The organism is Streptomyces sp. NPDC035033 (assembly GCF_040636735.1).
In the GTDB taxonomy this organism is placed as follows: domain Bacteria; phylum Actinomycetota; class Actinomycetes; order Streptomycetales; family Streptomycetaceae; genus Streptomyces.
Window position 1 is genome coordinate 30594 of sequence record NZ_JBEZUZ010000030.1, and the last position, 23857, is coordinate 54450.

A 23857-nucleotide genomic window follows, 5' to 3' on the forward strand; every position below is an offset into this window, starting at 1 on the left:
AGGACGCCGCGCTCTGCGAGGAGAGCCCCCGCGGGGAGCCCGTACGGCGGCCGGGGCGGGCACCCGTCAGACGGTGGCCGGGGGCGGGGTCCAGCGGCGGTCGCGGGTCACGCCCGTGCCGACGCCGTACTCCTTCCTCAGGTGCTCGGGGATGGCGTAGTGCATGACGCGGCCCCGGGTGAGCGCGGACAGTTCGAAGACCGAGGTGAGGTGGCCGAGCCGGTCGAGCGCCCAGGCGGCGAACGGCGAGGCGTCCTCCACCGACTCCAGGACGCCGAGCAGCGCCGGCACCGCCTTCACCGCGGTGTCCCAGCGGCTGCGGGGCACGCCGAGCCAGTCCCCGCAGGTGTCGCCGACGAGGTGGCGGATCAGGGCGGAGACGACCGGGTCGAAGAAGGTGCCGGGGACGACCTCCTCGTACAGGTCGATCAGCTGCCGGGTGAGCACGACGCCCTCCTCCGAGGGGCCCATGTGCCGCAGCAGGTACAGGTCGAGGAAGGCGCGCGCCTCGTCGAGGGTCTTCGGGACGGCGGTCTGGTCGACGCCCAGGATCGCGCCGACGACCCGCCAGGCGTAGAAGTAGGCCTCGGCGCCCTCGGTGGACATGTGGATGCCGAGCCGGTGGAGGCTGTCGAGGACGAGCATCGAGAAGAACATCTGCCCGCCGATCATGTCCTCCTGACAGATCGGCACCCCGTCGGCGGCGGTGTCCCAGCGGCCCTCCCGGGTCAGGTGGTGGCGGATGGAGGCGTGCAGGAGGCGGACCTTCTGGGCGGCGGGGACGAACCGGCCGCCGGCCTCGAAGGCGTCGGGCCGCATGAGGTAGGTGGTGAACTGGCCGGTCTCCGCCATCCGCTTGTTCGGGTAGTGCAGTCCGTGGGTGGCGGAGAGCAGGCGGGCCACGCGCGGGACGACGTAACAGGCGGGCATGGAGGCGAAGGAGAGGGCGGTGTTGATGTGGACGTTGTTGTCGGTGAAGAAGAGCCGGGCCCGCTCCATCTCGTTCCAGTCCACCCAGGCGGGCGGGACGGCGGTCGTCTCCAGGTACGCGCGGGCCACGTCGGGGAGGCCGTCGGGGAGTTCCTGCCCGGAGACGGAGACGTACCGCATGAGGGAGTTGAAGAGGCCGACCTCACCGCGTTCGAAGAGGGTGGCGACGACCGCGTCGGCGAGCTCGTCGCCGCTGTGGCGCAGGGCGTCGAGGTCCGCCTCGGTGTACGGAGGGGCCGTGCTGGGGGTGGCCTGGGGGGTGGTCACTGCGGTCGCTCCCGGGGTCAGTGGTGGCGGACGGCCGCGCGGTGGGCCAGGTCCGTGAGGGTGCGGTGGGCGGCGGCGGGCAGGTCGAGGGGGTCGAGGGCGCGGACGGCCTCCTCGACGCGGCCCGTGATCATGTGCTCGACCCGGTCGGGCGCGCCGAGCTCCGTCATCAGGGCGCGGACCTCCCGCAGCTCCTCCTCGTCCGGCGGCCCGTCCCCGGCGAGGGCGCGGCGCAGCAGGGCCCGCCGGCCGGGGTCCGCGGCCCGCCAGGTCTCGGCGAGCAGCACGGTGGGACGGCCGGTGCGGAGGTCGTCGAGGGGCGCCTTGCCGGTGCGGGCCGGGTCGCCGAAGAGGCCGAGCAGGTCGTCCCGGAGCTGGAAGGCCTCGCCGAGCGGCAGCCCGTAGCGCGACAGTCCCTCGCGGAGGGCGGCGGGGGCCCCGGCGAGCAGGGCGCCGAGGAGGAGGGGCTGTTCGACGGTGTACTTGGCGGTCTTGTAGCGGATCACCTTGAGGGAGGTGGCGGTGTCCGGGGTGCCGCCGGTGTGCAGGATCTCCAGGGCTTCGCCGGCGACCAGTTCGCGGGCGAGCGCGGCCCAGAGGGGCCGGCCCCGGGAGAGGTACGCGGCGGGCAGGCCGGACTCGGCGTAGAGGCGGCCGGCGAGGGCCATCAGGTGGTCGCCGAGGAGCAGGGCGAGCGCGCGGGCCGCCGCCCGGGGCCGCCGGGCGGCGTGCGGAGGGGCGGTGTGCGGCGGGGCGGTTTTCGGCGGGGTGGTCTGTGGCGGGGTGGTGTGCGGCGGGGCGGTTTTCGGCGGGGTGGTGTGCGGCCGGGCGGTCTGTGGCGGGGCGGTTTCCGGCAGGGCGGCGAAGGCGTGGTGGGCGGTGGGGCGGCCGTGCCGGAGAGGGCTGTCGTCGATGAGGTCGTCGTGGACGACGGCGGCGGCGTGGACGAGTTCCATCGCGGCGGCGGCCCGCATCAGGGCGTCGCTGTCGGGCTGCCCGGCGGCGCGCCAGCCCCAGTAGCAGAAGGCGGCGCGGAGCCGTTTGCCGTGGCGGGCGGTGGCCCGGAGGGCCTCGGCGAACGGGTCGAGGGCCTCGTCGACGGCGAGGAGTTCCGCGGCCTCGTCGTCGAGGAAGCCGGCGAGGACGGCGTCGGTCCGGGCCTTGAACTCCTCCGGCGCCCAGGCGTCACGCATCGGGGTCCGTCACGGGGACGGCCCGGCGGGCGGCGGCCGCGCGGGCCAGGACCTCCATGTGCGGAAGCCCTCCGGTGCCGTTCTGGTCGTGGGCGAGCCGGTCGAGGGCGAGCCTGCCGCGGGCGCGGAGGTCGGCGGCGGCGTCGTGGGCGATGTCCCCGGCGTCGGAGCGGCCGAGCAGGGAGCGGAGCGACCCGGCGGCGGTTCCGATCGAGTCCACCACCAGGTCGGCGAGGCCGGCGACCACCAACAGGGCCTGTTCGTCGGGGCGTTCGCCCGGGTTCGTACGGGAGGTCATGCCGGCCGGCTCCTGGGAGGAAGGGGGTGGGGCGCCCCGCTCGGGGCGCGTGCCGGACCAGCATGGGTCATGACCGGGGGCACTCCCCCGGTCCGCTCACCCGATCGGGTGATCATGGGCGGGAGTCGTGGCGAACGGAGGCCGCGTGACCTCTCTCGGTTCGCGCGCACGCCCTCGGCCGGTGCGCGACCGCCCGGATTCCGTCCGTCCTCTTGAACTCCGCGCGTTCCGGCGGTAGTCAGGTCCCGTGTCCCCGATCTACGCGCCCCTTCCGCTCCGCCGCTCCGGCCGTCCCGGCCGCTCCCGGTGCACGGCGGCGGCCGTCGCGGTGACGTCGGCCGTCGCGCTCCTGACGGCCGGGTGCCAGATGTCGCAGGGGCCGAACTGCACGCTCATCGGTGCCGAATCCGGCGTGACGGTGCTCTGGCGCCCGGCGGACTTCCCCGCCGGCGCGCGCCACCGGCTCTGCGCCGACGGGGAGTGCCGGGAGCGCGGGGCCCCGCCGGCGGCGGACCCCCGCGCCTTCCTCGACGTGCCGCTTCCGGAGGAGAGCGGCCCGCGGGAGGTGGGCGTGCGCTTCACGGTCACCGACCCGGCCGCGGGCGGCCGGGTCGTCCATGACCGTTCCGCCCGGGTGACCCTGCGCAAGGTCACCCCGAACGGGGAGGCCTGCGGACCGACCGCCTGGCAGGCGGCCGTCCGGGCCGATCCCCGCGCGGGGCTGGTGGAGGGGGACTTCGGGGACGGGGATCCCGGGGAAGGGGACCCCGGCGAAGGGGTCCGCTGAACGTCCTTACGGGACCCAGTGGTTGCCGGAGACCGTGATCATCACCTGGAGCTGGATGCTCGCCGAGAAGTAGCTGCCGGTGTCGATCGGGGTGGCCACCATCTTGTTCCAGAGGGCGTCGAGCCAGGCCTGGCTGCCGGAGTCGGTCATCGCGGCGACGGCGAAGGGCGCGAAGAAGGCGGCCTCGCCGCCGGCGGAGATCTGGGTGCCGTTGAGCTTGTACCCGATGGCGATCTTGTTCGGGTCGCCGCCGGTCTTGGCCTTGATCCAGCCGTTGAGCTTGCGGGCGGCGGCGAGGGACTTGGCGTCGCCGCTGGTCACGGCGTCGTCGGCGATGCGCCACGGGGTGCGGCAGGCGTTCCACCAGTACTGGCCGTCGTTGACGTCCTCCAGGACCTTGCCCGGGGCCGGCTTGGGGCCGGTGTTCGTGTCGACGACGAAGTCGGGGAGCAGGCCGGTGCCCGGGGCGTACGTGGACTGGAGGTGGGCGATCTGCGTCTGGTGGGCGGTGCGGACCGCGTCCCAGGTGGTGTCGCCGGTGGCCGAGCGGAAGGCCCGGAAGTGGTCGACCATCCAGTCCGAGGTGCGGGAGATCCAGTAGTACTGGTCGCCGGAGTCGGTCCAGTCGCCGAGCTTGAGGAGCTTGGTGGTGGGGTTCAGCTCGCTCTTCTTGATGGCGGCGATGTGCTTGAGGGCGAGCGCCTTGTAGTCGTACGTGCCGCCGCTGCCCCACTGCCTGTCGGCGAGGAGCAGGCCGTAGGCGACGTCCATGTCGCCGTCGGTGGCGCCGTCCCCGCCGTTGACGCTGCGGCAGTTGACGTCCTGCTCGGCGGCGAGGAGGTCGGGGTTGATCGAGGAGGGGTGGTCGAGCTTCCACTTGACCAGGCCGTCGAAGATCTTCCTGGCGTCGGGGTCGGCGCCCGCCATGGTGGCGGTGACGACCATGCCGTAGCCCTGGGCCTCGGCGACGTACGGGTGGTCGGCGTCGGGCGAGATGACCTGGTACCAGCCGTTGCCGCAGTTCTGCCGGACGAAGGCCGACTTCCAGCGGTTGTAGTAGTCGACGACCTTCTGGTCGAGCGCCGCCTGGGTGCCGGTGGGCCTGAGCATGCCGGCGGCGTAGGGCTTGAGGTGGCTGCCGAAGGGCACGGCGGGGCCGGTGCCGCCCGTGCCGCCGCTCGGGGAGCCGTAGACCTCGAACTCGTAGAGGGAGTAGCCGTACGGGGTGCCGCGGCCGGTCCCGTACATGCGGACGTACCGGCCGCTGCCGGAGACGGCGAGGTCGTCGACGGCGCCGTCGCCGGCGGTCGTGGAGTGGACGTCGGTCCAGGTGGTGCCGTCGGTGGAGGTCTGGACGCGGTACGTCTTCGCGTACGCGGCCTCCCAGTCGAGCTTCACCCGGGAGATGCTGTGGTTCGCCCCGAGGTCGATCCGGATCCACTGCGGGTCGACGCCTTCCAGGCTGGCCCAGCGGGTGGAGGCGTCGCCGTCCACGGCGAGGGCCGGGGCGAAGCCCGCGCCCTCCACGGACGAGGACGTCGCCGGCTTGCCCGCGGAGACGAGGCCGTCGGCGGCCCGGGCCTCGGTCCCGGGCAGGAGGGTGAGGGGCAGGGCCAGCAGAGCGGCGAGTCCGAGCGGGACGACGCTTCGCGGGACGGCGCTGCGCGGGGCGACGGTTCGTCGACGCATGACAACTCCCTTTCTCTTCACGGCAATCTCTCGTTAGGAAACGTTCCTAACTATCGGCGCGCCGAGCGTAGAGAGCGGCGGGGGCCCCGCACAAGACCTCTGCGCGGGGCCCCGTGGTCCGGTGGCCGGAAAGGATCTACCGAGGGAGCGCCAGGGCGCGGGCGAGGGCGTCGGCGAAGCCGCCGGGGTTGTCGAGCATCAGGTTGTGGCCGGCGGCGGGCACCTCCAGGACGGGGACGCCCATGGCCGCCGCCTGTTCGGCCGCCCGGTCCGGCAGGCTCTTCTCCCCCACCAGGAACGCCCGGGGCAGGGCGAGCGCGGCCAGCACGTCGCCGGCCTCGGGGTCGCCGCCCTCGACGAGCGCGACCGCGCTGCGGTGCACGGCCCTCGGGTCGGCGAGCCGCAGCCGCGCCGCGTAGTCGGCCCGGTCGGCGAGGGCCAGCATCCTCGCGAACCCGCTCCGGACGAACTCCTCCTCCGTCTGGCGCGCCACCGGCCTGCTGAACGCGCCCCCGCCCGCGTACAGGTTGGGCTCGGCGACGACCAGCCGGGCGATCCGGTCGGGCCGGGCCGCCGCCAGGTGGACGGCGACGGCGCCGCCCATGGAATGGCCGACGAGGTGGACGCCGGTGAGGTCGAGGTGGTCGAGGAGCGCGGCCACGGCCGCGGCCTGCCCCTCGGGCCGGTAGTCGAAGTCGGCGGGCCGGTCGCTCAGCCCGTACCCGAGCAGGTCGACCAGGAGCGCCCGGCCGCCGCCCAGCGCCGGGTGGGCGGCGATGTGCGCGAAGTCGGAGGCCGCCGTGCACCCGAGCCCGTGGAGGAAGACGCGCACGGGCCCGTCACCGGGCAGGTCCAGCCACCGCAGGTACGCCTGTCGCTCCGTCAGGAACAGTTCTCTCATATGACCACCCTACGAACGCCCGAGGGGTGCGCGGCGCCCGGCGGGCGGGGAACGGCCGATACCGGCGGACGGGCGACGGACGACGACGGAGACGGAGACGGCGACGGCCGGCGGCGGAGGTGCGCCCACCGGCGGACGGGCGGCGGGCGGGCTGCGCTACGGTGGCCGTCCATGGCATCGAGCACCGCACTCTGGTCCTTCGCTCTCGTCGTGGGACTCCTCACCCTCACCCCGGGCCTCGACACGGCCCTCGTCCTGCGCACGGCCGCGCTCGGCCACCGCACCCGCGCCTGGGGCGTCGTCCTCGGCATCCAGACCGGCACCCTGATCTGGGGCGCGCTGACCTCGCTCGGCGTGACGGCCCTCCTGACCGCCTCGCACCTCGCGTACGAGGTCCTCCGCTGGGCGGGCGCCGCCTATCTGCTCTGGATGGCGGTCCGCATGATCGCCGGGACCTTCCGGCGCGACGGGACCGGCCCGGACGCGGAGGTGGAGGTCGACGGCGTCGACACCCTCTCCGGCGGCTGGCGGCAGGGCGCCCTCACCAATCTGCTCAACCCCAAGGTGGGCGTCTTCTACGTCGCCGTCCTGCCGCAGTTCATCCCGGCCGAGGCCCCGCACTTCGCGACGGGCCTCGCGCTGACCTCCGTCCACGTGGTCCTCGGCCTGATCTGGTCGACGGTCCTGATCGCCTCCGCGACCGCCCTCGGCGCCTGGCTGCGCGGCCCCCGGGCCCGGCGGGCCCTGGACCGGGTCACGGGCACGGTGATCGGCGCGTTCGCGGTGCGCCTCGCGGTCAGCGACTGACGGGGACCCGGCCGGGGGCGGCGCCCGGCCGGCGGTTCACCCCTCGCGCAGGAGGTCCGCCATCGCCGCCACGGGGAGGGACGGGTTGGCCGCCGCCGCTTCCCGTACCTCCTCGTCCGCGTCGGTGAGCAGGGAGGCGGCCACCGACGGCGGGAGGGCCGGGTGGCGGGCGGCGAGGGGCCGCGCCCGGTCGTCCGCCAGGCAGGCGAGCAGCGCCTCCGGTGTCGCCGCGGGGTGCCGGGCGACCTCCCGGACCGCCTTCCGCGCCGTCGGCACGTGCCGGACCAGGTCCTCCAGGAGGGCCGGGGGCGCGTCCGGGTTGGCCGCGACGCCGGCCAGGACGCGGACGCCGTGCCGCGCGACCAGGGCGCGCAGGCACGCCTCGGTGAGCCCCGGGTGCGGGGCGACGGCCGCCGCCACCTTCGCGTCGGGGTCGGCGGCCAGCCGGTCCCGCATCTCCCGCGGCAGGTCGCGACGGTGGGCGACGAGCGCCCGGACGGCCGGGTCCGGCGACGCGGCCAGCGCCCCGGTCTCGGCGGGCGACGCGGCGGCGATCCGCGGCAGGAGGACGTTCCCCGGCTTCGTGGTGCGGACCAGGGCGGTGAGCACGTCCAGCGGGACGCGGGGGTGGTGGGCGAGCGCGCGGCGCACCGCGGGGTCGGGGTCGGCCGCCATGGTCCGCAGCAGGGGTTCGTCGAGGGCGGGGTTCCCGGCGAGGGTGGCGCGGATGCCGGGGACGGGATCCGCGGCGAGCCGGGCGCGGGCCCGGGCGGGCAGGTCGGGGCGGGCGGCGAGCGCGTACCGCAGCGCCGGGGAGGGGTCGTCGGCGAAGCGGGCGGCGGCCTCGGCGGGGGTGGCGGGGTTGCCGAGCGCCGTCTCGCGCAGGCGGTGGAGGGCGGAGGCGTGGGTGCCGTCGCAGGCGTCGCCGGGCAGCAGGGCGCAGTCCGGCCGCGGGCACTCGGGGTCGTGGACGAACGGGACCTCCTCCTGCTCGCAGACCCGGCAGTGGCGGGCCGGGGGCAGCCCCTCCCCCGTCAGCAGCGCCGCGAGGACGGCCGGTGGGGTCGCCTCGTTGAGCGCCGCCGCGTGGCGCACGGAGGCGTGCGGGTGCGCCGCGAGCCTCGCGGCCGTCTCCGCGGGGGCGAACCAGGCGAGTTCGGCGACGACGCCCGGGTCGGGGTCCGCCGCGAGGAGGTCGATCACGTCGGCGGGGAGGCCGGGGCAGGCCGCCAGCTTCTCCCGTCGCGCGCGGTCCGGGTCCGTCGCGAACCGGCGGGCCCACGCGACGGGTCCGGCCCCCCGGTCGAGCAGGGCGAGGGCGGCGTCCGGCCACCGGGCGGGGTCGACGTCGTCGGCGGCGAGCCGGCCTTCGTACGCGAGGGGCACGGCGGCCTCCTCGACGCGCCGGGCCAGGGCGAGCGCCTGGGTGCGGCCGAGGTCCGGGCGGCCGGCGAGGAAGGGCGCGAGGTCGGCGTCGGCGAGGAGGACCAGCCGGTCGACGAGTCCGGCCGGCAGGGACGGATTGGCGGCGAGCCCGTACAGGAGGAAGGACACCGGGGCATCCTGCCCTGTGGGGCGTGCGGGCCGCGCCCGGTTTTCCCTCCGTGCCGGCGCGGGCCGGGGGGTCAGGCGTACTGGGCGATCTGGATGAGGTTGCCGCAGGTGTCGTCGAGGACGGCGGTGGTGACGGGGCCCATCGCGACGGGGGGCTGGGTGAAGCGGACGCCGAGGGCGGTGAGGCGGGCGTGTTCGGCGTGGACGTCGTCGACGGCGAAGGAGGTCGCGGGGATGCCGTCGGCGACCAGGGCCGCCTTGTACGGGGGGACGGCGGGGTGGCCGGAGGGCTCCAGGAGCAGTTCGGTGCCGTCCTGGTCCTCCGGGGAGACGACGGTGATCCAGCGGTCCTCGCCGAGCGGCACGTCGTGCTTGGGCACGAAGCCGAGCACGTCGGTGTAGAAGCGGAGCGCCTTGTCCTGGTCGTCGACGAAGACGCTGGCCAGGTTGATCCTCATGGGGTGTCCTCCGGGGGTGCGGGGGTGAGCCATCGCGTGACGATGTGCTCCAGGGGGCGGGTGTCGAGGTCGTGGAACTTGTAGCGGCCCTCGCGGCGGGCCGTGACCAGGCCGGCGGACTCCAGCACGGCGAGGTGCTGGCTGACCGCCTGCCGGGAGACGGTGAGGCCGTGCCGGGTCGCCAGGCGGGCGCACACCTCGAAGAGCGACTGCCCGTCGCGTTCGGTCAGCTCGTCGAGGATCAGCCGACGCGTCGGGTCGGCCAGTGCCTTGAACAGATCCTCCTCCATGCCACCACGATAGGCAAGTGGCCGCTTGCCTATCAAGCGGGGCGGGCCGGCGGCGCGGGCCCGGGTTTCCCCGAGGCCCTGCCGCTGTCGGACCCGCCGCCTAAGGTGGACGCACACCGGTCCGGACCCTGACGAGGGAGACAGCTTTGAGCACGGCCAAGCGGAACGGCGCGGCGCCGTCCGCCCCGCACATCGCCGACAGTCACGACCTGATCCGTGTGCTCGGCGCGCGCGAGAACAACCTCAAGGACGTCAGCGTCGAGATCCCGAAGCGGCGGCTGACCGTCTTCACCGGGGTCTCCGGCTCCGGCAAGAGCTCGCTGGTCTTCGACACGATCGCCGCCGAGTCCCAGCGGCTGATCAACGAGACGTACAGCGCCTTCGTCCAGGGCTTCATGCCGACGCTCGCGCGGCCGGACGTCGACGTGCTCGACGGGCTGACCACCGCGATCATCGTCGACCAGCAGCGAATGGGCGCCGACCCGCGCTCCACCGTCGGCACCGCCACCGACGCCAACGCGATGCTGCGCATCCTCTTCAGCCGGCTCGGCACGCCGCACATCGGCTCCTCGCGGGCCTTCTCCTTCAACATCCCCTCGGTGAGCGGCTCGGGCTCCGTCACCGTGGAGCGCGGCGGCCGGAGCGTGGAGCAGAAGGCCGACTTCACCATCACCGGCGGCATGTGCCCCCGCTGCGAGGGCCGGGGCCGGGTCTCCGACATCGACCTGTCCCAGCTGTACGACGACACCAAGTCGCTCGACGAGGGCGCGCTGACCATCCCCGGCTACACGGCGGACAGTTGGTACGGGCGGACGTACCGCCTCTGCGGCCTCCTCGACCCGGCGAAGCCGATCCGCGACTACAGCGACCAGGAGCTGGACGTCCTCCTGCACAAGGAGCCGACCCGGGTCAAGGTCGAGGGCGTCAACGTCACGTACGAGGGCCTGATCCCCAAGCTCCAGAAGTCCTTCCTGGCCAAGGACGTCGAGTCGCTCCAGCCGCACATCCGCGCCTTCGTGGAGCGGGCCACGACCACCCTGGTCTGCCCGGAGTGCGACGGCACCCGGCTCAACGAGGGCGCCCGCTCCTCGAAGATCAAGGGCATCAGCATCGCCGACGCCTGCGCGATGCAGATCAGCGACCTGGCCGCGTGGGTGCGCGAGCTGGACGACCCGTCGGTGGCGCCGCTGCTGGAGTCCCTGCGCCAGACGCTGGACTCCTTCGTGGAGATCGGCCTCGGCTACCTGGCCCTCGACCGGCCGGCGGGCACCCTGTCGGGCGGCGAGGCGCAGCGCGTGAAGATGATCCGGCACCTCGGCTCCTCGCTCACCGACGTCACCTACGTCTTCGACGAGCCGACGGCCGGTCTGCACCCGCACGACATCCAGCGGATGAACGAACTCCTGCTGCGGCTGCGGGACAAGGGCAACACGGTCCTGGTCGTGGAGCACAAGCCGGAGACCATCGCGATCGCCGACCACGTGGTCGACCTCGGGCCCGGCGCCGGCACCGGCGGCGGCACGATCTGCTTCGAGGGGTCCCTGGAGGGGCTGCGCGCCAGCGGCACGGTGACCGGCCGCCACCTGGACGACCGGGCCTCGGTGAAGGACACGGTGCGGAAGCCGACCGGGGTCCTGCCGATCCGCGGCGCGGTCGCCAACAACCTGCGGAAGGTGGACGTCGACCTCCCGCTCGGCGTCCTCGCCGTGGTCACCGGCGTGGCCGGTTCCGGGAAGAGCTCGCTCGTGCACGGTTCGATCCCGGCGGACGCCGGGGTGGTCTCGGTCGACCAGAGCCCGATCCGCGGCTCGCGGCGCAGCAACCCCGCGACGTACACGGGCCTCCTCGACCCGATCCGCAAGGCGTTCGCCAAGGCCAACGGCGTCAAGCCGGCGCTGTTCAGCGCCAATTCGGAGGGCGCCTGCCCGACCTGCAACGGCGCGGGCGTCACGTACACCGACCTCGCGATGATGGCCGGCGTGGCCACCACCTGCGAGGAGTGCGAGGGCCGGCGGTTCATGGCCTCGGTCCTGGAGTACAAGCTCGGCGGGCGGGACATCAGCGAGGTCCTGGCGATGTCGGTCGCGGAGGCGGAGGCGTACTTCGGGGCGGGCGAGGCCCGCACCCCGGCGGCCCACCGGATCCTGGAGCGGCTCGTGGACGTCGGCCTCGGCTACCTCACCCTGGGTCAGCCGCTCACCACGCTCTCCGGCGGCGAGCGGCAGCGGCTGAAGCTGGCCACGCACATGGGCGAGAAGGGCGGCGTGTACGTCCTCGACGAGCCGACGACGGGTCTGCACCTCGCCGACGTGGAGCAGCTGCTCGGGCTGCTCGACCGGCTCGTCGACTCCGGCAAGTCGGTGATCGTGGTCGAGCACCACCAGGCCGTCATGGCGCACGCCGACTGGATCGTCGACCTCGGCCCCGGCGCCGGTCACGACGGCGGCCGGATCGTCTTCGAGGGCACTCCGGCCGAGCTCGTCGCCGCGCGGTCGACCCTCACGGGCGAGCACCTGGCGCAGTACGTGGGCGCCTGATCGCCCGCCGCCGCCCCGCCGCCCTCCGAGGATCCCGTACCACGGGAGGAGGGCCGGCGGGGCGGCGGCCACGGCCACGAAGGCGCCGGGGGTCAGCCGGCGGGGGTGAAGAAGCGTTCCCGGACGCGGGTGAGGGTGCGGAAGTCGTCGAGGGTGACCTCCTGGAGGTCGATCGACGTGCCGGAGATGTCCTCCAGGAGGTCGACGAACTCCAGGAAGTCCATCGAGTCGATGAGCCGGGCCTCGATGAGGTCCTCGTCGGCGTCGACCGGCCCGTCGAGGCCGGGGTTCTTCTCCTGGAGCCAGGCGGTGACACGTTCCATGGTGCGTCTCTCCTCGAAAGGGCGGCGGGGGTCGGTCCGCCGAGGTGGCGTCAGGTCGCGGCGGCGACCGCGTGGAGGTGGCCGGGGGCCCGCCCGGGGGCGAAGAGCCGGGGGACGGGGCCGGCGAGCGGCGCGCCGGGGCCGCGCGGCGGGGCGGCGCGCACCGGGTCCGACGCGACGGGGCCCGGGTCCTCGAGGCCGGCGACGGGCGGGGGCGCGGCGCTGGGTGTGCTCATGGGAACCGTTCCCTCTCGGCGTGGACGGTCGGTCGAGGACGGCGGCCGTACGGGCGGGGCCGCCCCCGTCCGTACCCGTGCCCGCGGTGCGGCGGGGCAGGGCCCTGCGCGCGGTCGCCGTCGACCGGGGCGCAGCGGTCGTGCCGGGTCCGGCGGGTCGGGCCGCTCCGGCTCTGCGCAGTGGGGACAGTAGGGCAGGCGCCCGATGGTTGTCTAGACCAAAGATCATTCCCCAACTGGGCCTTACGGGGCGCCTTTTCGGGCCGGTGGCCGACACGCGGGGCATACCGGCGGGTCACTTGACACTGGACATGGTCTACACCAATTCTTTCCCTCGTCCCCCGCGGCCCCCACCGTCGCCAGGTCCGCGCCCCGTCCCGCCGTGCCCCCGCACCCCCGTGCCCGCACGCCGCCCGACTCCCGCCTGGAGGGACCCCCTTGACGACACCGTCCGCCCCCGGCGCCCCGCGCCGACCGCGCGCGCCGTACCTGCACCGTGCCGCCTGCGACCTGCCGTACTTCAGCGCGGACGGGGAGTCCTACCTCGCCCGGACCTCGCTGCGGGAGCTGAAGAAGTCCCGCCCCCTGCGGGTCCTGTCCGAGGAGGACTTCGCACACTGGCAGACCTACGGCTACGTCATCGTCCGCGAAGCGATCCCCGCCACCGCCGAACTCACCCCCCTCGGCGCCCGCCTGCTCGGACTCGACCCCTGGCACCCCACCCCGGACCCCAGGGAGCCCGCGTGCACCGCGTCTGCCTGACCCTCCCCACCCACCGCTCCTGTCCGGCGACCATCACGGCGGTCGCCGGGGAAGCCGCCTACGGGGCGCGGGAGTTCGGCGTCGAGGTGCACCTGCTGGTCCTGGACTCCGCCGCGCCCGCCGAACGCGCCGCGCACCGGGCCGCGGTGGCCGCCCTGCCGCCCGCGCCCGGCGTGGTCGTCCACCACCTCGACGAGGACGACCAGCGCGCCTTCCTGCGCGGGACCGTGACGGCGGCCGGACTCGACGGGGCGGACCGGCTGCTCGACCTGATGCTTCCGGCCGGGGTGTCGTACGGCGCCTGCACCAACCGCGCCTTCCTCCTGGCCGAGGCGCTGGGCTGCGCCTCGGTGCACCGCCGCGACTCCGACAGCCGCTACCAACTCCTCGGCGGGAAACCGGTCTTCCCGATCCACCACGAACTCGCCGTCCTCGGCAGGCGGGCGGCGGACGTGGCGGGCTCGGTCACCCGCAGCAGGCTCGACCCCGGCTGCGCGGACCGGACCGTCGCCGTGGCCGGGGCGTCCTTCATCGGCGAGCCCTCCGTGGACCTCGCCGAGCTCCGCGCCCTCGACCCGGAGGCGTACCGCGAGGTCGTCGGCCTGTCCGTGCCCGTCGGCCATCCGGAGATCTGGCGCCGGAACCTGATCGACGAGGCGTTCCGGGGCGCCGGCGACACGCCGTTCACCACCGACCTGACCACCCTGACCCTGGTCAGCCCCGCCCGGGTCGACATGTGCAACATCGCGCTCGGCCGGGAGGTGTACGGGCGGGTCCCGCTGCCGCCGGCCACCGACACCATCGGCACCGACTACTTCCTCCTCCACCTCGTCCGGCACGCCCGGCTGCCCGGCGTCCTGCACAACCGGCACATCGTCAACTACCACACGGACGAGCGCCGTTCGGACGAGGGCTTCCTCGCCTACCAGCTCCGCTTCGCCAAGTACCTGCTCGCCACCCCCCACCTCGACGCGGTGTACGCGGAACTCGCGGCGGCCGGCGAGGCGCTCCTCGGCCCGGACGGGCTGATCCGGCCCGCCGCCGTCGCCGCCCCGCTCCGCGCGAGCGCCGGGGCCGGGCCGACCGGGAACGAGGACCGGCTCGCCGTCCTGGACCGCCGCTACCGCTCCCTCGGGGGCCGGTACGCGACCGCCGCCGACCTGTTCGCCGCGCGGCGGGAGCGGCTGCTCGCCGAGGCCCGCGCCGACATGGCGGACTTCGCCCTGCTCGTCGACGCCTGGGGCACCCTGACCGCGCACGCGAAAGGCGCCGCCGTGAACCACCTCCCGCACCTCGCCACCGCGCACGCCCCGGCCGTGACGCGATGACCGCCGCCCTCGCCCCGGACGGCGTCACCGGCGCCCGCACCCTCACCGTCCGTTACGCGGGCGGCGGTTCGCGCCGGGGACCCGTCACCATGGGCCAGGCGAACATGATCCGCTGCATCCTGCGGGACGAGCCCGACAGCATCAACCTCCACGACGTGTGGCCGGTCCCCGACGGCACCGGGACGGACCGGGTCCTCGACGCCCTCGCGGCCCTCGCGGCCCGCCACGAGGCCCTGCGCACCACCTTCCCGTACGGAACCGGCGACAGCGCCCCCGCGGAGCAGGTCGTCGCCGCCGAGGGCACGTTCACCGTCACCGTCCTCGACCACGACGAGCTCCCCGAGGACACCGACGCCTACGCCGAGGCGGTGGCCCGCGCGGCCCGCGACATCCGCTTCCGGCTCGACCTCGACTTCCCGCTGCGGCTGCGGATCCTCGCCCGCGCCGGCCGGCCCGTCCGCGTCGCCCTCGCCGCCAGCCACGCCGTCACCGACGGCAGCGCCCTCGGCGTCCTCCGCGACGAATGGCTCGCCCTCCTCGCGGGCGAGACGCTGCCGCCGGTCACCGCGCCCACCCCGCTCGACCTCGCCGCCGAGGAGAACAGCCCGGCCGGGCGGCGCAAGTCGGCCGCCTCCCTGGCCCATTGGGAGCGCGTCCTGCGCACCGGGCCGCAGGCGATGTTCGCCGAGGACGGCGCCGCCGGCACCGACGCCGACACCCCGGGCCTCACCCTCCGCTCGGCGCGCGGCGCCCGGGCGCTGGCCGCCGCCGCGCGGCGTACCGGCGCCCTCCCCGGCACGGTGCTGCTCACCGCCTGGTGCATGCTCACCGCCCACCGGGCCGGCCAGTCCGTCTGCGTCGCGGCCGTGCCCACCTCCAACCGGTTCCTGCCGAAGCTCGCCCGCTCGGTCTCCCCCCTGTCCCAGGACGCCCTGCTCTGCCTCGACGTCCGCGCCCCGTCGTTCGACGCGCTGCTCGCCAAGGCGTGGGGCGCGGCGATGAACGCGTACCGGCACAGCCGCTTCGACGCGCTCGACCTGTGGGAGCTGATCGGGCGCGTCACCACCGAGCGGGGCAGCCGGTTCGCGCGCGACGCCGTCTTCAACGACATCAGCGCCCTGCCCAGCACCCTCGCCGGGGCCGCGGCCCCCGACGGGAACGCGCCGGAGCTCGAACTCGCCTGGGGCGGCAGCCGGTCGCTCCCGACCCGGCTGCTCACCTTCGTGTACGAGACGGATCCGGTCCTCCGCCTCGCCTTCTGGGCCGACCCCGTGCTGTTCTCCCGGGCGGCGGCCGAGGAGCTGGCCACCGGTCTGGTGCGGCTCCTGGAGGCCGTCGCCGGGGCGGACATGCCGCTCGGCGCGGGCGGGACGCTGACCGAGGTGACGGGGGTGCGGCCGGTGGCGCGCGGCCCGGAGTGGACGCGGGTGGACGGCTGCTGGGTCTCCCCCGCCGCCGTCGCCGACGCCCTGGGCGAGGCCCTGGACGGGCGGCCGGTCGAGGTCGCGGTCGAGGAGGGGGCCGACGGCACGGAGGACGGCCGGCGGCTGACCGCGTACATCGGGACCGACGAAAGGACGTGGGCGGAAGGGGACGTGACGGCCGATCAGGCGCACGCGGCGCTGATGCGGCTCCTGCCGGGGCGCCCCGGGGTGCTGGCCCCGCACCGGTACGTGTTCGTCGAGGGCCCGCCACGGCAGTCCGCCGCGGCGCGGCGGATTCTCAGGGAAGGGACCGGCCGGAGCCGGGAGATGCGCCATGACCACCAGTGACACCGCCGCGGCGGCCGGGGCCGGGCCGCTGCCCAGCCCGTGGCGGTCGCGTCGCTTCCGGCTGTTCTTCACCGCCCGCAGCGCCTCGCTGCTCGCCGACGGCATGCTGATGGTCTCCGTGACCACCTCGGTCCTCGGCGCCGGGTTCGGCGCCACCGGCGTCGGCTACGCGCTCGCCGCCTGGATGGCGCCGATCGTGCTGCTGGTCCTCTTCGGCGGCGTGCTCGCCGACCGCTTCACCCCGCAGCTGGTGATGGTCGGCGCGGACGCGGTCCGGGTGGTGGCGATGCTGGTCATGGCCGGCCTGTTCGCCGCCGGGGACGTACGGCTCTGGCAGATCATGGCCCTGATGGCGGTGAGCGGCGCCGCGACCGCCCTGTTCCAGCCGGGTCTCGCGAGCGTCGTGCCGCGGGTCGCCGAGGACATCCAGCGGGCCAACGCGCTGCTGCGCGTCTCCGAGTCGATGAGTGCCCTCCTCGGGCCCGGCCTCGCCGGTCTCCTCGTGGCCCACGGGGACCTCGCCGGGTCGTTCGTGGTGATCGCGGCGGCCTACGGGGTGAGCGCGGGCGGGCTGCTGCCGCTGCGCCGGCTCGCCCCCGGACGGGGCGCGGACGACGGGGGCGACGAGGGCGACGCTCCGATGTGGCGGCGGCTCGCCACCGGCTGGCACGAGTTCCGGTCCCGGTCGTGGCTGTGGGGGGTGATCTCCCTGTGGGCGGTGTACGGCCTCTTCGTCTTCGGGCCGTCCGTGCCGCTGGGCGCGGCGCTGCTGACCGAGCAGCACGGTGCCACCGGTTACGGCTGGATCGCCTCGGCCGACGGCCTGGGCACCATCGTCGGCGGTCTGCTCGGGATGCGGGTCCGGCCGCGCCGCCCCCTGGTGGCGGGCGCGTGCGCGATGTTCTTCTTCGCCCTGAACCCGCTGGCCCCGGCGCTGGGCTGGAACTTCGTCCTGACGGCCGTCACGGGGGTGGTGGCCGGCTGCGGCTTCGCCTTCTGGGGCGTGATGTGGGCGACCAGCGTGCAGTCCCACATCCCGCTGGCCGTGCTGAGCCGGGTGTCCGCGTACGACATCGCCGGCTCGATCATGGTGATCCCGCTGGGCCGCGCCCTGGCCGGTCCGGCGGCGGACTCCTTCGGCGCGGACCGGGTGCTGCTCTTCTCCGCGGCGGTCTCGTCCGTCCTGCTCGCGGCGATGCTCTGCGTCCCGGCCGTCCGCGGCCTGACGCGCCGGGACCGGGCGGAGCCGGCCGCCCCTCCGGCGCCCGGCAAGGAGCCGGCCGCCGCGGAGCCGGCGGCGGGGTGAGCCCCGGTCTCCGGCCGGAGTCCGGTCCCGGCCGGGACGGAGCCCGGCCGGGACCGGAGGGGTGTCACTCCCAGTCGTCCCAGGCGGGCTCGGTCTCGTCCTCGCCGAAGAAGAGCGGCTCGTCACCGGGGGCCGAGGACGCCGCCGGGGCGGCCTTCCGCGGGGCCGGCGCCGACGCGGTGCCGACCGAGCGGGCCGCCCGCTGGTCCGCCGCCTCGGCCGCCGCGCGGGCCGGGGGCTCGTCGGAGGTCCCGGCGGGGGCGGGGGCCTCGCTGTCCTCGCCGCCCGCGCCCGCGAACCCGGCCAGGGCCTCCAGGACGCCCTCCCCGTACTTCGCGAGCTTGGCCTCGCCGACGCCGCCGACCGTGCCGAGCTCGGCCACGCTCGTGGGGAGCGTGGTCGCGATCTCCCGCAGGGTCGCGTCGTGGAAGACGACGTACGCGGGCACGCCCTGCTCGCGCGCGGTCGCCGCCCGCCAGGCGCGCAGCGCCTCGAAGACGGGCACGGCGGCGGCGGGGAGGTCGACGGGGACCCGGGCCTTGCCGGAGCGGCCGCCGCTCTCCTTGCGGGGCGCCGGGGCCTTGGCGACCTCCTTGCGCATCGGCACCTCGCGCCGGCCGCCGAGGACGTCGCCGCTGGCCTCGGTGAGGACGAGGGTGCCGTAGTCGCCCTCCACGGCGAGCAGCCCCAGGGCGAGGAGCTGGCGGATGACGCCCCGCCACTCGGCCGTGCCGAGGTCGGCGCCGATGCCGAAGACCGACAGGGTGTCGTGGTCGAACTGGATGACCTTGGCGGTCTTCTTGCCCTGGAGGATGTCGATGATCTGGCCGGCGCCGAACTTCTGGCGCCGCTCGCGGGCCAGCCGCCACACGGTGGAGAGCAGCTTCTGCGCGGCGACCGTGCCGTCCCAGGACTCGGCGGGGGTCAGACAGGTGTCACAGTTCCCGCAGGGACCGGACTTCTGGCCGAAGTAGGCGAGCAGCCGGACGCGCCGGCACTCGACGGTCTCGCAGAGGGCGAGCATGGCGTCGAGGTGGGCGGCGAGGCCGCGCCGGTGGTTCTCGTCGCCCTCGGAGCCGTCGATCATCTTGCGCTGCTGGACGACGTCCTGGAGGCCGTACGCGAGCCAGGCCGTGGCCGGCTCGCCGTCACGGCCGGCGCGGCCGGTCTCCTGGTAGTAGCCCTCGACGGACTTGGGCAGGTCGAGGTGGGCGACGAAGCGCACGTCGGGCTTGTCGATGCCCATGCCGAAGGCGATGGTGGCGACGACCACGACGCCGTCCTCGCGCAGGAAGCGCGCCTGGTTGGCGGCGCGCGTGGCCGCGTCCATGCCCGCGTGGTACGGGATGGCGTCGATGCCGTGCTCGGCGAGGAAGGCGGCGGTCTTCTCCACCGAGGAGCGCGACAGGCAGTAGACGACGCCGGCGTCCCCGGCGTGCTCGGTGCGGATGAGGTCGAGGAGCTGCCGGGTGGGGTTGTTCTTCGCGACGATCCGGTACTGGATGTTGGGCCGGTCGAAGCTGGCAACGAAGTGCCGGGCCCCCTCCAGGCCCAGGCGGGTGGCGATCTCGCCGTGGGTGGCCTCGGTGGCCGTCGCGGTCAGCGCGATCCGGGGCACGTCGGGCCAGCGCTCGTGGAGCATCGAGAGGGCGAGGTAGTCGGGCCGGAAGTCGTGGCCCCACTGGGAGACGCAGTGCGCCTCGTCGATCGCGAAGACCGAGACCGTGCCCCGGTCGAGCAGCCGCTGGGCGCCCTCGGTGCGCAGCCGCTCGGGGGCCAGATAGAGGAGGTCCAGCTCGCCGGCGAGGAATGCCTGCTCGACGGTCTGCCGCTCGTAGGGGTCCTGGGTCGAGTTGAGGAAGCCCGCGCGGACGCCGAGCGCGTTGAGCGCGTCCACCTGGTCCTGCATGAGGGCGATCAGCGGGGAGATCACCACGCCCGTGCCGGGCCGCACCAGCGCCGGGATCTGGTAGCAGAGCGACTTGCCGCCGCCGGTCGGCATGAGGACGAGGGCGTCGCCGCCGCCCACGACGTGCTCGATGATCTCCTGCTGCTCGCCCCGGAAGGAGCTGTAGCCGAAGACCCGGTGGAGCACCTCCAGGGCGTCGGAGGAACCCCCGGAGCTCGGGGAGGAGGCGTCGGAAGAAGCGTCGATGAGGGCCACCCGGAAAGCCTAGCCGCCCGGACGCCCCCGCCGGCGCGCCCGCCGCGACCTGTGGAAAACCCTCCGCCGGCCCGGAACCCGGTCACCCGTACGCGGGACGCGCAGGCCGTCGCGGGCGGGGAGCCCGGGCCGCCGTACGCACAGATCACCCGGACCGCGCGGGCGGACAGGGGGCGGGCGCGGACGGCAGGCGGGCAGACGGACTCACAGGCGGGCAGACAGGCAGACGCACGGGCAGGCGGTACCGCACCGCCGCGCACCGGGCGGTGGACGGGCCGCGCGTCTAGGCGTCGACGGCGGTCGAGCCGTCGGTCTCACGGGCAAGGAGCCCCAGGAGGCCGGCGATCTCGTGTCCGGCTTCGGCGGGGTGCCGGAAGGGCGCGTCGGCGTTGACCCGGTAGCGGTTGCGCCGGCCGTCGACGGCGCGGGCCCGGGTGAGGTATCCGGCCTTCTCCAGATCGGTGACGATCGCCTGGACGGTGCGCTCCGTGATCCCGCAGCGCTCGGCCACGTCCCGGAGCCGCACCTCGGGGTCGCGGGCGATGACGAGCAGGACGCGGGCGTGGTTGGTGAGGAAGGTCCAGCCCACCTGGCCGGTTCCGTTCAGTCCCATAAGAATTTTTTGCCCCGGTTCCGAAGGATCATGCGAAGCGTCTTTCAGGTAAACATTGACGCATATGCCCCCGCAGTGGACACTCGGGGTGAGAGGTCGTCCGACGACCGGAGGCCATCATGAGCCGCGAACTCGTTCGCCGGGTACAAGCCGTCCTCGCCGACGCGGGTTTCGGCCCGGACAGTGGGCTGACGGCCCAGAGCGACGGCGTGGCGGTGATCGTCGCCTGGCATCCCGACCAGCTCATCAGGCCCACCATCGCCGCCCACGCCACCGATCCCGACGTGCACGCCGCCGCCTCGATCACCGGCATCCGCACCGCCCTCGAAACCGCCCTCACCAGCGTCTTCCTGGACGCGGGGCTCGTCCCGCTCTCCTACCCCGAAGGCTTCATCCGCGTCACGGCGACCCCCACCGGGTGAGGCGGCCGGCCGGCGGCGTCAGTCGACGGCGAGGACGATCGCGTACACGGCGAAGAACAGGGCGCACAGGACCACCACGACGCCCAGGGCGAGCAGGGGTCCGGCCGCCCAGCCGCGGGTCGGCCGCCGGTAGGGCCCGGTACCGGTACTGGTCCCCGACTCGGCCGGGGGTGTTCCGCCCGGATCGGGGCCCGGGACACCGCGGGGATCGGGATCGGGGTTGCTCGGGGTCGCCATGACCACACCTCCTCCACGGCCACCCGGCCGTTCTCCCGGCGCCTACCCCACCCGCCCGCGCCCATCCGCCCGGCCCCGACGTCCGCGCGACCACCGGCGGGCCGGTGGTCGCGCGGACGTTCCGGAGGGCGTCAGCCCTCGGTCACCAGTGCCTTGAGGGCGATGTTGAGTTCGAGGACGTTGACGCGGGGTTCGCCGATGAAGCCGAGGACACGGCCGTCGGTGTGGTCGGCGACCAGCTTCTCGACGGCGGCCACGTCGAGCTTGTTGCGCTCGGCGACGCGGCGGACCTGGAGCTTCGCGTACTCCGGGGAGATGTGCGGGTCCAAGCCCGAGCCGGAGGAGGTGACGGCGTCGGCGGGGACGTCGGAGGGCTCCACCCGGTGGCCGGCGGTGGAGTTGTCCTCGACCACGGCGGCCTTGGCGTCCTTCACCCACCGGATCAGCTCGGCGTTGTCCCCGGAACGGTTGGTGGCGCCGGACAGGATGATCGAGTACTGGGTGTTGACGGAGTTGGTGCCCAGGCCGTTGGACGGGCGCGGCTGGAACCAGCGCAGGTCCGGGGCCGGGGTCTCCTCGCCGTCCTCGAGGGGCAGGTCGTAGCGCTGGCCGATGAGCTCGGAGCCGACGGTCTTCCCGCTCGCGTCCTCGATCTCGGAGCCGTTCGCCCTGCCGGGGAAGGCGAGTTGGGCGGCGCCGGTGACGGCGAGCGGGTAGAGCACGCCGCAGACGAGGGTGAGGACGAGGAGGGCCCGGAGTCCCGCCCACAGGACGCGGCCGGTGTTTCCTACCGAGTTGTTCATGAGCGTCAGCCGATTCCGGGGATGAGGGTGAGGAGCATGTCGATGAGCTTGATGCCGAGGAACGGGGCGACCAGGCCGCCGAGCCCGTAGACGGCGAGGTTGCGGCGGAGCATCGAGTCGGCGCTGGAGGGCCGGTAGCGCACGCCCTTCAACGCCAGGGGGACGAGGGCCACGATGATCAGCGCGTTGAAGATGACGGCCGACAGGATCGCGGACTCGGGCGAGGCCAGGCCCATGATGTTGAGCTTGTCGAGCGACGGGTACGCCACGGCGAACATCGCGGGGATGATCGCGAAGTACTTCGCGACGTCGTTGGCGAGGGAGAAGGTGGTCAGCGCTCCCCGGGTGATGAGGAGCTGCTTGCCGATCTCGACGATCTCGATGAGCTTGGTCGGGTCGGAGTCGAGGTCGACCATGTTGCCGGCCTCCTTGGCGGCCGACGTGCCGGTGTTCATCGCCACGCCGACGTCCGCCTGGGCGAGCGCGGGGGCGTCGTTGGTGCCGTCGCCGGTCATCGCGACGAGCTTGCCGCCGGCCTGTTCCCGCTTGATGAGGGCCATCTTGTCCTCGGGGGTGGCTTCGGCGAGGAAGTCGTCCACGCCCGCCTCGTCGGCGATGGCCCTGGCGGTCAGCGGGTTGTCACCCGTGATCATGACGGTGCGGATGCCCATGCGGCGCAGTTCGTCGAACCGCTCCCGCATGCCCTCCTTGACGACGTCCTTCAGGTGGACGACCCCGAGGACACGTGCGCCCTCGTCATCGTCCACGGCCACGAGGAGCGGCGTGCCGCCGGCCTGGGAGATCCGGTCCGTGAGTGCCTGTGCGTCCTCGGCGACGGTGCCGCCCCGCTCCTTCACCCACGCGACGACCGAACCGGTGGCCCCCTTGCGGATCTTCCTGCCGTCCACGTCCACGCCCGACATGCGGGTCTGCGCGGTGAACTCGATCCAGGTGGCGTGGGCCGACTCGCCCTGGTGGCGCCCGCGCAGCCCGTACCTCTCCTCGGCCAGGACCACGATGGAGCGGCCCTCGGGCGTCTCGTCGGCGAGCGAGGAGAGCTGGGCCGCGTCGGCGACCTCGGCCTCCGTCGTCCCGCGTACGGGCACGAACTCGGCGGCCCGGCGGTTGCCCAGCGTGATCGTGCCCGTCTTGTCCAGGAGCAGGGTGCTCACGTCGCCGGCGGCCTCGACCGCCCGGCCCGACATCGCGAGCACGTTGCGCTGCACGAGCCGGTCCATGCCGGCGATGCCGATCGCCGAGAGCAGCGCGCCGATGGTGGTCGGGATCAGGCAGACGAGGAGCGCCGTCAGGACGATCATCGAGGTCTGCTCGTCGGCGCCCGCGTAGATCGCGAACGGCTTCAGGGTGACGACGGCCAGCAGGAAGACGATGGTCAGCGAGGCGAGGAGGATGTTGAGGGCGATCTCGTTGGGCGTCTTCTGCCGGGCCGCGCCCTCGACCAGGTTGATCATCCGGTCGATGAAGGTCTCGCCGGGCTTCGTCGTGATCTTGATGACGACGCGGTCGGAGAGGACCTTGGTGCCGCCGGTGACCGCGCAGCGGTCGCCGCCCGATTCGCGGATGACGGGGGCGGACTCGCCGGTGATGGCGGACTCGTCGACGCTCGCGACGCCCTCGACGACGTCGCCGTCGCCGGGGATGACGTCGCCGGCCTCGCAGACCACCAGGTCGCCGACGCGCAGCTCGGTGCCGGGCACCCGCTCCTCCCCCGTCTTCGTCAGACGGCGGGCGACGGTGTCGGTCCTCGCCTTGCGCAGGGTGTCGGCCTGCGCCTTGCCGCGGCCCTCGGCGACGGCCTCCGCCAGGTTGGCGAAGACCGTGGTCAGCCACAGCCACGCGGTGATCGCCCAGCCGAACCAGTCCCCCGGGTTCCTCACGGCGAGGGCGGTGGTGACGACCGATCCGACGAGGACCACGAACATGACCGGCGACTTGATCATCACGCGCGGGTCGAGCTTCTTGATCGCGGCCGGGAAGGAGGCGAGCAGCTGCCGGGGGGCGAAGAGGCCGCCGCCGACCCGCCCGGCCGGCGGGTGCGGGCCGGGCAGGTCCTCGTGCGGTGCCTTCGTCGGGGGGACGGTGAGGGACATCGCGTCCTC

Annotated in this window: 22 protein-coding genes and 1 pseudogene; 8 read left to right on the top strand and 15 right to left on the bottom strand. The window is 74.4% G+C overall.

Going from position 1 to position 23857, the window contains the following annotated elements; all coding sequences use genetic code 11:
• Window positions 1-66: 66 nt before the first annotated feature.
• The 3 genes from AB0E83_RS15190 to AB0E83_RS15200 are packed head-to-tail and all read right to left on the bottom strand — an operon-like array spanning window position 67 to window position 2748.
• Window positions 67-1257 (bottom strand): oxygenase MpaB family protein, encoded by a 1191-nt coding sequence (locus AB0E83_RS15190; RefSeq protein ID WP_362110552.1) that lies wholly within the window; start codon window positions 1255-1257, stop codon window positions 67-69.
• Between the two features lie 17 nt (window positions 1258-1274).
• The gene (locus AB0E83_RS15195) at window positions 1275-2450 is read right to left on the bottom strand and encodes a polyprenyl synthetase family protein (RefSeq protein ID WP_362110555.1); all 1176 of its coding nucleotides are present in this window, start codon (window positions 2448-2450) and stop codon (window positions 1275-1277) included.
• Window positions 2443-2748 carry a polyprenyl synthetase gene (locus AB0E83_RS15200; RefSeq protein WP_362110558.1) on the bottom strand — a complete coding sequence of 102 codons (306 nt, stop codon included), beginning with the start codon at window positions 2746-2748 and terminating at the stop codon, window positions 2443-2445. Before AB0E83_RS15200 ends, AB0E83_RS15195 begins: the two co-directional genes overlap by 8 nt.
• A 247-nt stretch (window positions 2749-2995) precedes the next feature.
• Between AB0E83_RS15200 and AB0E83_RS15205 the strand changes: the two genes are divergently transcribed.
• On the top strand, window positions 2996-3535 hold the full coding sequence (locus AB0E83_RS15205) for a hypothetical protein (protein ID WP_362110561.1): 540 nt from the start codon (window positions 2996-2998) through the stop codon (window positions 3533-3535).
• Between the two features lie 6 nt (window positions 3536-3541).
• Here AB0E83_RS15205 and AB0E83_RS15210 read toward each other — a convergent pair whose 3' ends face one another.
• Both AB0E83_RS15210 and AB0E83_RS15215 read right to left on the bottom strand, forming a co-directional pair.
• A complete protein-coding gene (locus AB0E83_RS15210; RefSeq protein ID WP_362110564.1) occupies window positions 3542-5224 on the bottom strand; it encodes a glycosyl hydrolase family 8 in 1683 nt (560 codons plus the stop codon).
• Between the two features lie 136 nt (window positions 5225-5360).
• Complete coding sequence (locus AB0E83_RS15215; protein ID WP_362110567.1) at window positions 5361-6125, bottom strand: alpha/beta fold hydrolase; 765 nt, start codon at window positions 6123-6125, stop codon at window positions 5361-5363.
• Between the two features lie 171 nt (window positions 6126-6296).
• Between AB0E83_RS15215 and AB0E83_RS15220 the strand changes: the two genes are divergently transcribed.
• Window positions 6297-6932, top strand: a complete 636-nt coding sequence (locus AB0E83_RS15220) for a LysE family translocator (protein WP_362110570.1) — start codon at window positions 6297-6299, stop codon at window positions 6930-6932.
• Window positions 6933-6968: 36 nt separating this feature from the next.
• Here AB0E83_RS15220 and AB0E83_RS15225 read toward each other — a convergent pair whose 3' ends face one another.
• The 3 genes from AB0E83_RS15225 to AB0E83_RS15235 all read right to left on the bottom strand — a co-directional run bounded on the left by AB0E83_RS15225 (window position 6969) and on the right by AB0E83_RS15235 (window position 9234).
• Complete coding sequence (locus AB0E83_RS15225) at window positions 6969-8486, bottom strand: hypothetical protein (RefSeq protein WP_362110573.1); 1518 nt, start codon at window positions 8484-8486, stop codon at window positions 6969-6971.
• 71 nt (window positions 8487-8557) lie between these two features.
• Window positions 8558-8944: a VOC family protein gene (locus AB0E83_RS15230; protein WP_362110576.1), complete on the bottom strand. Its 387-nt coding sequence runs from the start codon at window positions 8942-8944 to the stop codon at window positions 8558-8560.
• The gene (locus tag AB0E83_RS15235) at window positions 8941-9234 is read right to left on the bottom strand and encodes a metalloregulator ArsR/SmtB family transcription factor (protein WP_362110579.1); all 294 of its coding nucleotides are present in this window, start codon (window positions 9232-9234) and stop codon (window positions 8941-8943) included. The genes AB0E83_RS15230 and AB0E83_RS15235 overlap by 4 nt, the downstream gene beginning before the upstream one ends.
• A gap of 146 nt (window positions 9235-9380) precedes the next feature.
• Here AB0E83_RS15235 and AB0E83_RS15240 point away from each other — a divergent pair, with 146 nt between their 5' ends.
• Window positions 9381-11771 (top strand): excinuclease ABC subunit UvrA, encoded by a 2391-nt coding sequence (locus AB0E83_RS15240; protein WP_362110582.1) that lies wholly within the window; start codon window positions 9381-9383, stop codon window positions 11769-11771.
• Between the two features lie 92 nt (window positions 11772-11863).
• Here the strand turns inward: AB0E83_RS15240 and AB0E83_RS15245 are convergent, their stop codons facing one another.
• Together AB0E83_RS15245 and AB0E83_RS15250 are read right to left on the bottom strand one after the other, a co-directional pair.
• Window positions 11864-12094, bottom strand: coding sequence for an acyl carrier protein (locus tag AB0E83_RS15245; RefSeq protein WP_362110585.1), 231 nt, complete (start codon window positions 12092-12094; stop codon window positions 11864-11866).
• A 50-nt stretch (window positions 12095-12144) separates the two neighbouring features.
• Window positions 12145-12330 carry a hypothetical protein gene (locus AB0E83_RS15250; RefSeq protein WP_362110588.1) on the bottom strand — a complete coding sequence of 62 codons (186 nt, stop codon included), beginning with the start codon at window positions 12328-12330 and terminating at the stop codon, window positions 12145-12147.
• A 438-nt stretch (window positions 12331-12768) separates the two neighbouring features.
• Here AB0E83_RS15250 and AB0E83_RS15255 point away from each other — a divergent pair.
• The 4 genes and pseudogenes from AB0E83_RS15255 to AB0E83_RS15270 all read left to right on the top strand — a co-directional run.
• Window positions 12769-12993, top strand: a pseudogene (locus AB0E83_RS15255) (phytanoyl-CoA dioxygenase); the annotation flags it as partial.
• 80 nt (window positions 12994-13073) lie between these two features.
• Window positions 13074-14420 (top strand): DUF6271 family protein, encoded by a 1347-nt coding sequence (locus AB0E83_RS15260; RefSeq protein WP_362110591.1) that lies wholly within the window; start codon window positions 13074-13076, stop codon window positions 14418-14420.
• Window positions 14417-16192: a condensation domain-containing protein gene (locus AB0E83_RS15265; protein WP_362110594.1), complete on the top strand. Its 1776-nt coding sequence runs from the start codon at window positions 14417-14419 to the stop codon at window positions 16190-16192. Before AB0E83_RS15260 ends, AB0E83_RS15265 begins: the two co-directional genes overlap by 4 nt.
• Window positions 16179-17498: an MFS transporter gene (locus tag AB0E83_RS15270; RefSeq protein ID WP_362110597.1), complete on the top strand. Its 1320-nt coding sequence runs from the start codon at window positions 16179-16181 to the stop codon at window positions 17496-17498. Before AB0E83_RS15265 ends, AB0E83_RS15270 begins: the two co-directional genes overlap by 14 nt.
• Before the next feature lie 64 nt (window positions 17499-17562).
• On the opposite strand, the gene recQ is transcribed toward AB0E83_RS15270, so the two are convergent.
• Together recQ and AB0E83_RS15280 are read right to left on the bottom strand one after the other, a co-directional pair.
• Window positions 17563-19662, bottom strand: a complete 2100-nt coding sequence (recQ, locus tag AB0E83_RS15275) for a DNA helicase RecQ (protein WP_362110600.1) — start codon at window positions 19660-19662, stop codon at window positions 17563-17565.
• A gap of 283 nt (window positions 19663-19945) precedes the next feature.
• A complete protein-coding gene (locus tag AB0E83_RS15280) occupies window positions 19946-20275 on the bottom strand; it encodes a helix-turn-helix domain-containing protein (RefSeq protein ID WP_362110603.1) in 330 nt (109 codons plus the stop codon).
• 119 nt (window positions 20276-20394) lie between these two features.
• Between AB0E83_RS15280 and AB0E83_RS15285 the strand changes: the two genes are divergently transcribed.
• The gene (locus AB0E83_RS15285; RefSeq protein ID WP_362110606.1) at window positions 20395-20697 is read left to right on the top strand and encodes a hypothetical protein; all 303 of its coding nucleotides are present in this window, start codon (window positions 20395-20397) and stop codon (window positions 20695-20697) included.
• Between the two features lie 18 nt (window positions 20698-20715).
• On the opposite strand, the gene AB0E83_RS15290 is transcribed toward AB0E83_RS15285, so the two are convergent.
• The 3 genes from AB0E83_RS15290 to kdpB form a co-directional block, all read right to left on the bottom strand.
• Window positions 20716-20934, bottom strand: coding sequence for a DUF6480 family protein (locus tag AB0E83_RS15290; protein ID WP_362110608.1), 219 nt, complete (start codon window positions 20932-20934; stop codon window positions 20716-20718).
• 131 nt (window positions 20935-21065) lie between these two features.
• Complete coding sequence (locus AB0E83_RS15295; RefSeq protein WP_362110611.1) at window positions 21066-21737, bottom strand: potassium-transporting ATPase subunit C; 672 nt, start codon at window positions 21735-21737, stop codon at window positions 21066-21068.
• Window positions 21738-21742: 5 nt separating this feature from the next.
• A complete protein-coding gene (gene kdpB / locus AB0E83_RS15300) occupies window positions 21743-23848 on the bottom strand; it encodes a potassium-transporting ATPase subunit KdpB (protein WP_362110650.1) in 2106 nt (701 codons plus the stop codon).
• Window positions 23849-23857 lie beyond the last annotated feature (9 nt).